This is a genomic window from Streptomyces sp. NBC_00102 (genome assembly GCF_026343115.1).
Lineage (GTDB): Bacteria > Actinomycetota > Actinomycetes > Streptomycetales > Streptomycetaceae > Streptomyces.
The window spans coordinates 61,589-73,016 of sequence record NZ_JAPEMC010000006.1 but is presented as its reverse complement, the minus strand read 5'-3'; the positions used below and the strand labels follow the sequence as shown (position 1 = coordinate 73,016).

The 11,428-nt window shown below is 72.5% G+C and carries 11 protein-coding genes; 8 read left to right on the top strand and 3 right to left on the bottom strand.

Annotated features, from left to right (window positions below; translation table 11 throughout):
- Positions 1-36: 36 nt before the first annotated feature.
- The 7 genes from OHA55_RS35320 (at position 37) to OHA55_RS35290 (ending at position 6,792) form a co-directional block, all read left to right on the top strand.
- Complete coding sequence (locus OHA55_RS35320) at positions 37-1,047, top strand: aldo/keto reductase (RefSeq protein WP_266714406.1); 1,011 nt, start codon at positions 37-39, stop codon at positions 1,045-1,047.
- A gap of 1 nt (position 1,048) precedes the next feature.
- Positions 1,049-1,906, top strand: a complete 858-nt coding sequence (locus OHA55_RS35315) for an amidohydrolase (protein WP_266714404.1) — start codon at positions 1,049-1,051, stop codon at positions 1,904-1,906.
- 80 nt (positions 1,907-1,986) lie between these two features.
- Positions 1,987-2,847: an Fpg/Nei family DNA glycosylase gene (locus OHA55_RS35310; RefSeq protein ID WP_266714402.1), complete on the top strand. Its 861-nt coding sequence runs from the start codon at positions 1,987-1,989 to the stop codon at positions 2,845-2,847.
- Positions 2,848-2,890: 43 nt separating this feature from the next.
- Positions 2,891-3,643 (top strand): LytTR family DNA-binding domain-containing protein, encoded by a 753-nt coding sequence (locus OHA55_RS35305; RefSeq protein WP_266714400.1) that lies wholly within the window; start codon positions 2,891-2,893, stop codon positions 3,641-3,643.
- A 47-nt stretch (positions 3,644-3,690) separates the two neighbouring features.
- On the top strand, positions 3,691-4,053 hold the full coding sequence (locus OHA55_RS35300; protein ID WP_266714398.1) for a hypothetical protein: 363 nt from the start codon (positions 3,691-3,693) through the stop codon (positions 4,051-4,053).
- A 61-nt stretch (positions 4,054-4,114) separates the two neighbouring features.
- Positions 4,115-5,605 carry a cation acetate symporter gene (locus OHA55_RS35295; RefSeq protein WP_266714396.1) on the top strand — a complete coding sequence of 497 codons (1,491 nt, stop codon included), beginning with the start codon at positions 4,115-4,117 and terminating at the stop codon, positions 5,603-5,605.
- A complete protein-coding gene (locus tag OHA55_RS35290; protein ID WP_266714394.1) occupies positions 5,602-6,792 on the top strand; it encodes a sensor histidine kinase in 1,191 nt (396 codons plus the stop codon). The genes OHA55_RS35295 and OHA55_RS35290 overlap by 4 nt, the downstream gene beginning before the upstream one ends.
- A gap of 261 nt (positions 6,793-7,053) precedes the next feature.
- Here the strand turns inward: OHA55_RS35290 and OHA55_RS35285 are convergent, their stop codons facing one another.
- Positions 7,054-9,300: a tetratricopeptide repeat protein gene (locus tag OHA55_RS35285; protein ID WP_266714392.1), complete on the bottom strand. Its 2,247-nt coding sequence runs from the start codon at positions 9,298-9,300 to the stop codon at positions 7,054-7,056.
- A gap of 668 nt (positions 9,301-9,968) precedes the next feature.
- Between OHA55_RS35285 and OHA55_RS35280 the strand changes: the two genes are divergently transcribed.
- Positions 9,969-10,166, top strand: coding sequence for a zf-HC2 domain-containing protein (locus tag OHA55_RS35280; RefSeq protein ID WP_266714390.1), 198 nt, complete (start codon positions 9,969-9,971; stop codon positions 10,164-10,166).
- Here OHA55_RS35280 and OHA55_RS35275 read toward each other — a convergent pair.
- Positions 10,100-10,669: a sigma-70 family RNA polymerase sigma factor gene (locus OHA55_RS35275; RefSeq protein ID WP_266714388.1), complete on the bottom strand. Its 570-nt coding sequence runs from the start codon at positions 10,667-10,669 to the stop codon at positions 10,100-10,102. The genes OHA55_RS35280 and OHA55_RS35275 overlap by 67 nt on opposite strands.
- Positions 10,670-10,844: 175 nt before the next feature.
- On the bottom strand, positions 10,845-11,306 hold the full coding sequence (locus OHA55_RS35270) for a universal stress protein (protein WP_266714386.1): 462 nt from the start codon (positions 11,304-11,306) through the stop codon (positions 10,845-10,847).
- Between the last annotated feature and the right edge of the window lie 122 nt (positions 11,307-11,428).

Below are 11,428 nucleotides of genomic sequence, written 5' to 3'. Positions count from 1 at the left end.
TAGGCAAAGCGATCATTCAACGAGGGCGGCAGGGCAATGCGGCGCACCACACTCGGAAGTACCGCGGTCGAGGTCACCGAACTGTCCTTCGGGGCAGCGGCCATCGGCAATCTCTTCAGCGCGGTCGACCCCGGACAGGCGGCCCTCGCGGTGGACGCCGCGTGGGACGAGGGTGTCCGCCACTTCGACACCGCCCCGCACTACGGCCTCGGCCTCTCCGAACGGCGGCTCGGCGACGCACTGCGGTCGCGGCCCCGCGCCTCGTACACCCTCTCCACCAAGGTCGGGCGGATCCTCGACCCGCTGCCCGCCGGGACACCGGTTCCGGACGGGCTCGACGACGGGTTCGCCGTTCCGGTGACGCACCGCCGACGCTGGGACTTCAGCGCGGACGGAGTGCGCAGATCCATCGAGGACAGCCTGCTGCGCCTCGGGCTCGACCGGATCGACGTGGCCTACCTGCACGACCCGGACGACCACGCCGAAGCCGCCTTCGGCGAGGCGTACCCGGCGCTGGAACAGCTGCGCGCCGAAGGCGTCGTCGGCGCGATCGGTGCCGGGATGAACCAGACCGCCATGCTCACCCGCTTCCTCCGCGACACCGACGTGGACGTCGTGCTCTGCGCCGGCCGCCACACCCTGCTCGACGGCAGCGCGCTGGACGAACTGCTGCCCGAGGCCGAGGCCCGAGGCCGCAGCGTCGTCGTCGGCGGGGTCTTCAACTCGGGCTTGCTCGCCGACCCGCGCCCCGGCGCCCCGTACGACTACGCGGCCGCCCCCGCCGACCTGCTCGAACGCGCCCTGCGCATGAAGGCCGTCACCGAGGCGCACGGCGTCCCCCTGCGTGCCGCCGCCCTGCACCACTCCCTCGCCCACCCGGCCGTCGCCACCGTGCTGGTCGGCACCCGCTCACCGGACGAGGTACGCGACGCCGCCGCCCTGCTGCGCACTCCGCCGCCGGCCGCGCTCTGGGACGACCTGCGCGCCGAAGGCCTCCTCCCGGCCCCGGGCGCGCCCGCCGGGTCGCAGGCCTCCGAGGAGCGGTGACATGACCGGACCCGCGACGATCGTCGACGCCCACCACCACGTCTGGGACCTCTCCGTACGGGACCAGGAGTGGATCACCGGCGAGGAGCTCGCCCCCATCCGGCGCAGTTTCACCCTGGCCGACCTGGAACCCGTGGCCAGGGCCGCGGGCGTGGCCGCCACCGTCCTCGTGCAGACCGTCTCCGTCGCCGAGGAGACGCCCGAGTTCCTCGCCCTCGCCCACGGCAGCGACCTCGTTGCCGGGGTCGTCGGCTGGACCGACCTCACCGCCCCGGACGTCGCCGGCACCCTCGCCGCACTCCGGGAGCTGCCCGGCGGCGACCGCCTGAGCGGCATCCGCCACCAGGTCCAGGGCGAGAGCGACCCGGACTGGCTGCTCCGCCCCGACGTGCAGCGCGGCCTGGCCGCCGTCGCCGACGCCGGACTCGCCTACGACCTGATCGTCCGGCCCCACCAGCTGCCCGCCGCCACGGCAGCCGCCGCACTGCTGCCCGGACTCACCTTCGTACTCGACCACGCCGGGAAGCCCCCCGTCGCCCAGGGACACCTCCAGCCCTGGACCGACGACCTGCGCGCGCTGGCGGCGCTGCCCAACACGGTCTGCAAACTCTCCGGCCTCGTCACCGAGGCGGACCCGCACCACTGGACCGTGGACGACCTGCGCCCGTACACCGACGTCCTGCTCGACGCCTTCGGACCGCGACGGCTGATGTTCGGCTCGGACTGGCCGGTGTGCCGGCTCGCCGCCCCGTACGAGGAGGTCCTCGGGGCCGCCCGCACCCTCACCGCGGGCCTCTCCGAGGACGAGCGCGCCGCCGTCTTCACCGGGACGGCGACCCGCGTCTACCGGCTCGGCTGAACCGCCCCGAGGGTGCGACGTACGGACGGCGGCCCCGCCAGCGGTGGCCGACCGTCCGGGGCCTGCGGCAGGCTGGACACATGCCCGAGCTGCCGGAAGTCGAAGCCCTGCGGGTCTTCCTCGGCGACCACCTGGTCGGCAGGGAGATCGCCCGCGTCCTCCCGCTCTCCGTCAACGTGCTCAAGACGTACGACCCGCCGCCCACCGTCCTGGAGGGCACCATCGTCACCTCGGTGGACCGGCACGGAAAGTTCCTCGACGTCGGCGCGGGCCCGCTCCATCTCGTCACCCATCTGGCCCGGGCCGGCTGGCTCCAGTGGCGGGAGTCCTTCCCCGCCAAACCGCCCGGTCCCGGCAAGGGGCCGCTGGCCCTGCGCACCGTCCTCGCCGACGGCGACGGATTCGACCTGACCGAGATGGGCAGCAAGAAGCGGCTCGCCGTGTACCTGGTCCACGACCCCATGGACGTCCCCGGCATCGCCCGGCTCGGCCCCGACCCGCTGGCCCCGGACTTCGACCGGGACGCGTTCGCCGCCCTGCTCGACGGGGAGCGCCGCCAGATCAAGGGCGCGCTCCGCGACCAGTCGCTGATCGCGGGGATCGGCAACGCCTACAGTGACGAGATCCTGCACGCCGCGAAGATGTCCCCGTTCAAGCGCACCACCGACCTCGGCGACGAGGACATCAGCCACCTCTACACCGCGCTGCGTACCACCCTGGAGGAAGCCGTCGCGCGCAGCAGCGGGGTCGCCGCCGGCAAGCTCAAGTCCGAGAAACGCGGCGGCATGCGCGTCCACGGACGGGCGGGGGAACCCTGCCCGGTCTGCGGGGACACCGTGCTCGAAGTGTCGTTCAGCGACTCCGCGCTCCAGTACTGCCCCACCTGCCAGACCGGCGGGAAGCCGCTCGCCGACCGCAGGACCTCCCGCTTCCTCAAGTGAGCGTGGTCCGCCGGGGCGCGCGTACCGCCTACACTCCGGCCTCATGCTGCGCGTACTCGCCGTCGACGACGAAGAACCGGCCCTGGAGGAACTCCTCTACCTCCTGCGCGCCGACCCCCGCATCCACAGTGCCGAAGGCGCCACCGGTGCCACCGAGGCGCTGCGCCGCATCGGCGCCGCCGTCGACGCGGGACCCGAGGACCCCGGCGCCATCGACGTCGTCTTCCTGGACATCCACATGGCCGGCCTCACCGGCCTCGACGTCGCCCAGCTGCTGGGCGGCTTCGCCGCGCCCCCGCTCATCGTCTTCGTCACCGCCCACGAGGGCTTCGCCGTCCACGCCTTCGACCTCAAGGCCGTCGACTACGTGCTCAAGCCCGTACGCCGCGAACGCCTCGCCGAGGCCGTGCGCCGCGTCGCGGAACAGGTGGGGGAGCGCACCGCGCCCGTGCACGACACCGGCGGCGACCCGGTGCAGGTCGAGCTCGGCGGAGTGATCCGCTTCGTCCCCGTCGAGGACATCGTGTACGCCGAGGCCCAGGGCGACTACGCCCGTCTGTACACCGACACCGGCAGCCACCTCGTGCGGATTCCCCTCACCACCCTGGAGGAGCGCTGGCGCACCCGGGGATTCGTCCGCATCCACCGCCGCCACCTCGTCGCCCTCGCCCGCATCGACGAACTCCGCCTGGACGCGGGCGCCATGAGCGTCCGCATCGGCGGCGCCGAACTCGCCGTCAGCCGCCGCCACAGCCGCGCCCTGCGCGATCTGCTGATGCGCCAGTCGAGCCGCTGACCAGGCCCCTTCCCAGCCGCACCCCGCGCCCCCTAAACTACCGGCCCATGTCCGCAGAGCCCACGCCCCGGCGCGAGGTCGTCACCGGAGTACCCCGGAGGGTGCGTCCGCTGCCGCGCCACCGCACCCAGTCCGAGATCGACGAGCAGACCGCCCTCGGAGGAGCGTACGTACGCTCGCTGATGCGCAGCCAGCTCCGCGCCGGGCTCACCGCCTTCACCGCCCTCGCGCTCGTCGCCGGCACCCTTCCGCTCGTCTTCACCACCCTGCGCAGCGGGGCGGTCGTCTGGGCAGCCCTCGGATTCGCCGCCTACCCGCCGATCACCCTCCTCGCCTGGTGGTACGTACGCCGGGCCGAACGCAACGAACGGGATTTCGCCCGGCTCGTGGAAGGCCGTCCCGCCCCGTGAACAACACCGCAGGCCCCCCGCCCGGCATACCCGCCCGCCCCCGCGAAGGGCGCCCCGAACGGTGAATGCCCCCGACCACACGGCTTCCTGGGCGGCGGTCGCCCTCGTCGTCCTCGCCACGGTGCTCGTCGGCGGATTCGGCCTGCGGATCTCCCGCACCACCTCCGACTTCTACGTAGCCTCCCGCACCGTCCGCCCCCGCCTCAACGCGGCGGCGATCAGCGGTGAGTACCTCTCCGCCGCGTCCTTCCTCGGCATCGCCGGACTGGTCCTCGTACACGGCCCCGACATGCTCTGGTACCCGGTCGGCTACACCGCCGGCTATCTGGTGCTCCTCTTCTTCGTCGCGGCCCCGCTGCGCCGCTCGGGGGCGTACACCCTGCCGGACTTCGCCGAGGGCCGCCTCGAATCGCGCCAGGTGCGCCGCCTGGTCAGCGTGTTCGTCGTCGGCGCGGGCTGGCTCTACCTCGTCCCCCAGCTCCAGGGCGCCGGGCTCACCCTGCAGATCCTCACCGGCGCGCCGGGCTGGCTCGGAGACGTGCTCGTCGCCTCGGTGGTGGTGGTCGCGGTCGCGGCGGGCGGCATGCGGTCGATCACCTTCGTCCAGGTCTTCCAGTACTGGCTGAAGCTGACCGCGCTCCTGGTCCCCGCGCTCTTCCTGGTACTCGCCTGGCAGGGCGACGGCAGCCCGGCCGTCACCTTCGGCGGGCAGCACGCCGTCTTCCGCGCCGACCACCCGCTCTACGCGACCTACGGACTGATCGTCGCCACCTTCCTCGGCACCATGGGACTCCCGCACGTCGTCGTCCGCTTCTACACCAGCCCCAACGGCCGCGACGCGCGCCGCACCACCGTCGCCGTGCTCGCCCTGGTCGGCCTCTTCTACCTGCTGCCACCCGTCTACGGAGCGCTCGGCCGCCTCTACGCCCCCGAACTGCGGCACGGCGGCGACGCGGACGCCGCCGTACTGCTGCTGCCCGCGCGGGTCATCGGCGGGCTCGGCGGCGACCTGCTGGGCGCGCTGATCGCCGGGGGAGCGTTCGCCGCGTTCCTCTCCACCGCCTCCGGCCTGACCGTCGCCGTCGCCGGAGTCATCACCCAGGACGTCCTGCCGCAGCGCGGGGTGCGCTACTTCCGGCCCGCCACCGTCCTCGCCATCGCCGTCCCGCTGGCCGGCTCGCTCCTCGTCAGCAGGGTGCCGGTCGCCGACGCGGTGGCGATGGCCTTCGCGGTCTCCGCCTCGTCCTTCTGCCCTCTGCTGGTACTCGGCATCTGGTGGCGCCGCCTCACCCCGCCGGGAGCCATCGCCGGACTGCTGCTCGGCGGCGGCTCGGCGCTCATCGCGGTGGCGATCACGGTGAGCGGGGCCGTACGGCCGCCGGGCTGGCCGCACGCACTGCTGGCCTGGCCCGCTGTCTGGTCGGTGCCAGTCGGCTTTCTCGCGATGGTCCTCGTCTCGCTCGCCACCCCGGGGCGCGTACCCCCGGGCACCAACGCGGCGATGACCCGCTTCCACCTCCCGGAAGCCCTGACGGCCGGGAGGGACCGATGACGGCGGCCGGCATCGCGGTCATCGCCGTACTGGTCGCCCTGCTGACCGGAGCGGCCTTCCTGCTCGGCCGCCGCACAGCCCGCCCGGTGCGGCCCAGCGACGTCGGTACACCCGTCGAGCACGCGACCTTCGAGACCCTGCACACCGCGTCGCTGGCCGCACCCCCGCTGCGGGCCGGACTGACCGAGGACAGCGCCCGGCGCTCCGCCCGCAGGCTGCGCTCCCTGCTGGGCACCGACGCGCTCTGCCTCACCGACCGGGAACGGGTACTCGTCTGGGACGGGGCGGGGCACCACCACGGCCCGGACGTGATGGAGCAGGTGAAGGAGTTGCTGGAGAACGGCCGCGACACCGCCTTCACCACCGACTGCGGTGATCTCGACTGCCCGCTGCGCTGGGCGGTGGCCGTACCGCTCACCGTCGACCACCGGGTGCTCGGGGTGCTCGTCGCCCACGCGCCACGCGAGTCCGCGGTGCTGGCACGAGCGGCGGGCGAAGTGGCCCGCTGGGTCTGCGTACAGCTGGAACTCGCCGAACTCGACCGCTCGCGAACCCAGTTGATCGAAGCGGAGATCAAGGCCCTGCGCGCCCAGATCTCCCCGCACTTCATCTTCAACTCGCTCGCGGCCATCGCATCCTTCGTCCGCACCGACCCCGAGCAGGCTCGCGAACTCCTCCTGGAATTCGCCGACTTCACGCGCTACTCCTTCCGGCGGCACGGCGACTTCACCACCCTTGCCGACGAACTCCACTCCATCGACCAGTACTTGGCGCTCGTACGGGCCAGGTTCGGTGAGCGGCTCGCGGTCACCCTGCAAGTGGCGCCCGAGGTGCTGCCCGTGGCCCTGCCCTTCCTCTGCCTCCAGCCGCTCGTCGAGAACGCCGTCAAGCACGGGCTCGAAGGAGCCGTCACCCGCAGCCGGATCACCATCTCCGCCCTGGACGCGGGTTCCGAGGCCGAGGTCGTCATCGAGGACGACGGCATCGGCATGGAACCCGAACGGCTGCGGCAGATCCTGCGCGGCGAAGGTGGCTCCTCCACCGGCATCGGTCTGCTCAACGTCGACGAGCGGCTGCGCCAGGTGTACGGCGACGAGTACGGGCTCGTCATCGAGACCGGGGTCGGAGCGGGCATGAAGATCACTCTGCGGCTCCCCAAGTACCGCGCCGGGGTGCACGGTTCCTGAGGCGGCGCCGCCCTCACCCGCCTCTGTCGGGGCTCTTGGAGCTACAGCGGGTGGCCCGGCGGACCGGCCGCCCGTGGCGGCGTCCCCGGTCCTCGTCGGCCGGTTCGCCCAGCAGGTGAGGGGCTCGACCGCCCGCGCGGGGAGGGCCGGCTTACATCCGCTCGGATCACCCGCTCACGCGGCCCGGAGCTCCGGTTCCCCTCCCTCTGCCAGCCCGCTCCGCCTCGCCCACCCGCGGCATCCGGGCCGGCGGCCGGGACCTCAGGTTCCGGCCGAGTGCGGTACGGCCTCGGCCTTGGCGCGCATCTCGTCAGCACGGGCGATCCGCAGGCCGGCGAACAGGCCGGCGGCGCGGTACCAGTGCGCCCGAGCCTGTTCGGGCTCGCCGCGCTCCAGTCGTACCGAGGCGAGATTGTCCAGGGTCTCGGCCTGGTTGTAGATGTCGTGGTTCGCCTCGAACAGCGCGAGTGCCTTCTCGCAGCAGTCGATCGCCGCGTCGAGCTGGCCCAGGCCGAGGCGGGCGATCCCGAGGGTGCCCCAAGTCACCGCCTCGTAGCGGGGCTCGCCGGATTCCCGCAGGACGGGCAGCGCCTCCTCGCACAGGGCGACCGCCTCCAGGTGTTCCCCGCGCTCGGAGACCTTGAACGCCATCTCGATCAGCGCGCGCCCGAGTTCGTCGGAGTGGCCGAGGGTACGGGCGATGGCCAGGGCCTGCCGGGCGTGGGACAGCGCCTCGTCATGGCGCCCCAGCCGGCTGCATACCCAGGAGGCACGTCGTTCGGCCGGGGCCCGGTGCTCCGGGGACAGCAGCGGCAGGCTGGCCGAGCGCACCGCCAGCGGCTCCGCCGCTTCGTCGCCGCGTCCGGTCTCGATCAGCGCTCGGACGAGATTGTGGCCGGCGCGTTCCACGGAGACCGGGTCGTCGAGCCTCACGGCCGCTTCAAGAGCCATCCGGGTGGCGGCGATCTCCTCGGTCCAGCGCCCGGTGACCTCGTGGTAGGTAACCCACTCCAGTGCCACGTCGATCTGGCGGCGAGGCAGACCCGGCCCCGTCATGGTGTGCAGGGCGCCGGCAGCGGTCTCCTCTTCCTGGCGGTACCAGTCGAGGGCGTCCTGCCGGTCGCCCAGCGGGACGCGGACCACGCCGGGCGGGGGATCGTCGGGCAGCCCGGACCTGAACTGCGGCAGGATGAGGCGGTTCGCCGCTTGGGCGTTGTGATGGAGATAGCCGAGCAGCCGGTTTTCGGCGCCCCTGCGGTCGTCATGCTCCTGGTCGGCGAGTTCGGCGCCGTAACTGCGGACCAGGTCGTGGAGGACGTAGCGGCCCTCGGAATCCCGGGAGATCAGGCTCGCCGAGGACAGTTCGCGCAGGCAGCCGCGGGCCTGCGGCACGGGTACGTCCGCGAGGGAGGCGGCGGCCTGGGCGGAGACCGCCGGGCCGGGGTGGAGGGCGAGATGGCGGAAGAACCGGGCCGTGACCGGGGACAGCGCGCGGTAGGAGCGGGCGAAAACGGCGCGGACGTCGACCGCGCGGTCGGTTGCGGCGAAGGCGTCGAGGCCGGGCCGGGACTGGCGCAGTTCTGCGACGGCAAAGCGCAGCGCCAACCGGGGTTCGACAGTGAGCTGCGCCCCCACGACGGCGACGGCCAGCGGCAAATAGCCGCACAGACGTACCAGCTCACCGGCGGCCTCGGGCTCTCTGCGGCAGCGCTCGGCCCCGATGCGCGCGGCCAGTGCGGCAACGGCCTCCTCCGGCGTCCACACGTCCAAGCTGATCAGCCGGGCGCCGTCCGCCGCCGCCAGGCCGACGAGCCGATTGCGAGAGGTGACGATGGTCAGGCAGCCAGGGGAGGCGGGCAGCAGCGGTCTGACCTGTTCGGCGTCACGGGCGTTGTCGAGGAGTACGACCAGTCTCCGGGAGGCCGCCGTGCGCCGGAAGAGTTCCGCGCGAGGTCCGGTGCCGGAGGGGATGTCGAGGCTGGGCGTGCCGAGTGCCCGCAGAAACGAGCCGAGCGCGTCCGCGGGGTCCAAGGGGTCGCCCGAGTCCTCGAAGCCGCGGAGGTTCACATAGAGCTGCCCGTCGGGGAAACGGGCGGACACCCGGTGCGCCCAGTGCACGGCCAGCGCGGTCTTGCCGACCCCGGCCAGCCCGCCGATCGCCGAGATGACGACATGCCCCGCGTTCCCGGCCTGCCCCTCCGTCGCCTCGCGCAGAGCAGTCAACACGGTGTCGCGTCCGCGGAAGACCGCTAGATCGGGCGGGAGTTGGCGGGGTCCCTGGCTGGTACCGCTCCGGGCCGCGGCCAGCAGCCGCCGACGCGACTCGTCGTCCGGCGCGAGGGCGTCCAGCAGCTCGGCGAGAGTGCTCTGCCGGGGCAGACTGCGGCCACGCTCCATGTCGCTGATGGCCCGCACACTCACCCCGGAAGCATCGGCCAGGCTCTCCAGCGTCAACAGCGACCGCTGCCGCGCGTCGCGCAGCAACCGGCCGAAGGTGTCCCCCTCCACGTGCGACCTCCGGTCTCGTCTCCCTTCGTGGCGGGCCCACGGCCCCGAAGCGGTCCGACGAGTGCCAGGGGCGCCACACGGACGTCGCTGTCGACACGTATCCGGATCGCTGCCCGCAGAGCATCTCATGGGCGTCCACATTGGGCGAGCCGTGGCACGAGTGACTGGCAGACACTTCGTGGTGGTGAATGAGCTTTTCTTCCGTTGAGGAGCTGTTGCTCCTCCCGGTCGCGGACATGGTGGTGCTGTCGGTAGACGTGAACATCGCGACAGTGCGTGTGTCGCGGTGTCCGCGAACGCTGTGCGGAGTCCGTCGAGGGGATCACGGTGGATGGCCGTAGCTCAACCGATGCTGGAACGCGCGCGTCGAACAGGGTTCGGACACCCGTACCGACGTGGAACCAGGCACAGCTGTCCTACCCAGCACTGACCGGAATGTCCCCAGAGCAGTTGGACACCCACACAGGCCCTGGCCCCGGAGGGCGGCAGCCGGCGAGGCCGCCCTCCCCGGCTCACCTTTCCAGGACCGAAGCAGCGCCCCCGACGGGATGACCAAGAGGACGTGTCAATGATCTGCAAGCCCTCGGTCGCCGAGCTCCGTTGAACCGGCGGCCGGTGATCCACGTGGGCAGGGGTGAGTGGAGTCGTTGAGCAGATACGAGGTTGCGATGACCGCCGGTCCGGCCGAACACCCGCACGTGAGCCTTCTGCTCGGTGCCTACGTACTCGACGCGCTGACCGATCGGGAAGCCGGCGAGGTCTCACGCCACCTGCTCCGCTGCGACGCATGTGCCGCCGCCTACACGGAGGTGCTACAGGCCCCCGGCTTCCTCGCCCTGCTGACCGAGCAGGACCTGCTGGAGTAGCCGGGAAGGCCGCGCTGGAGCTGCCGCAGCGCGTAGTAGGAACGCGACTTGACGGTGCCCGGCGGAATGCCGAGCACCTCGGCCGTCTCTCCGACGCTGAGCCCGTGGAAGTAGATCTCCACGAGGACCGCGCGGTGTTCGGGGCTCAGCCCGCGCACCGCCGCGCGGACGTCGAGGGAACGGACCGCCGAATCCGCGGTGTCCAACGGCGCGGAGGCGCACTCCAGTACGGAGTCACTGACCTCGGTGGGCCGCGCCTGCCGGGACCGGCGCGCGTCGATGGCGAGGCGCCGTGCCACGGTGAAGAGCCACGGCCGCATCGACTCGTACGGTGCGGCGAAGGCCTCGGGGTGTTGCCAGGCGCGCACCAGCGTCTCCTGGACCAAGTCCTCGGCCCGCTGACTGTCGCCGTAGGTGAGCCCCTGGAGGAACTGGAGGAGCGCGGGGCCGTGTTCCCGCAGCAACTGCGCGAGGGCCCGTTCGTCGGTGGTCGTCGTGGACATCGTGGAACGTCCCTTCCCGCAGGTCGCGGCGGCCTCGTTGCCGCCTGGCGTATACGAACGCATCGACGGGCGGAGGAACAGGCCGCGGGCCGGGGCGTGCGACGAGCGGTCGCACGGAGCGGCGAGCGGTGCGGTGAACGGTCGGCTTCCCGACGGCTGACCCTGCGGAGCGCGCCTACGGCACCACCGTCACCGGCCAGCGTCCCGCCTTGACCAGCCGCACCGCCACCGAGCCGATGATCCGGTGGCCGGCCGACTCGGAAGCGCCCACCACCACGGCGTCCGCCTTCAGCTCGTCCGCGGCGGTGACCAGCCCGTTGTACGGATCCCCGGGGAAGGTGTGGAACTCCCAGCGAACGTCCCAGGTGTCCTTCATCCGCTCCGTGGAGGTCCGGATCTCGTTGATCAGGCTCTCCGCCACGTCGCCGGTGGTCCCGGACACGGGCGCCCCGAGCGCGGCCCCGGCGACCATCAGAGGCTGGACGTAGACCAGGGCCAGCGTTGCGTTCTGCCTGCGTGCGAGCCCGGCGGCGTAGGCCGCCGCCCGCATGGAGGACTCCGAGCCGTCGATGCCCGCGACGATCACTTTGGGTCCATCAGTGCCACGCTCGAACTGGTGTCGCTGTTGCTCACTCACGGCAGGAAGGCTAGCGGCTCCCGTGCGCGCTGCCGAACGGAGCCGGGGTGCGGTGCTGGGCCGGTCGGCACAGGTGCGGTCCTCCCATCGGGTACACCTCACACGGCCTCCGTGTCGCACGG

Coding starts and splice junctions, on each gene's coding strand:
- OHA55_RS35320 (WP_266714406.1), top strand. CDS start 37: ATGCGGCGCACCACACTCGGAAGTACCGCGGTCGAGGTCACCGAACTG.
- OHA55_RS35315 (WP_266714404.1), top strand. CDS start 1,049: ATGACCGGACCCGCGACGATCGTCGACGCCCACCACCACGTCTGGGAC.
- OHA55_RS35310 (WP_266714402.1), top strand. CDS start 1,987: ATGCCCGAGCTGCCGGAAGTCGAAGCCCTGCGGGTCTTCCTCGGCGAC.
- OHA55_RS35305 (WP_266714400.1), top strand. CDS start 2,891: ATGCTGCGCGTACTCGCCGTCGACGACGAAGAACCGGCCCTGGAGGAA.
- OHA55_RS35300 (WP_266714398.1), top strand. CDS start 3,691: ATGTCCGCAGAGCCCACGCCCCGGCGCGAGGTCGTCACCGGAGTACCC.
- OHA55_RS35290 (WP_266714394.1), top strand. CDS start 5,602: ATGACGGCGGCCGGCATCGCGGTCATCGCCGTACTGGTCGCCCTGCTG.
- OHA55_RS35280 (WP_266714390.1), top strand. CDS start 9,969: ATGACCGCCGGTCCGGCCGAACACCCGCACGTGAGCCTTCTGCTCGGT.
- OHA55_RS35275 (WP_266714388.1), bottom strand. CDS start 10,669: ATGTCCACGACGACCACCGACGAACGGGCCCTCGCGCAGTTGCTGCGG.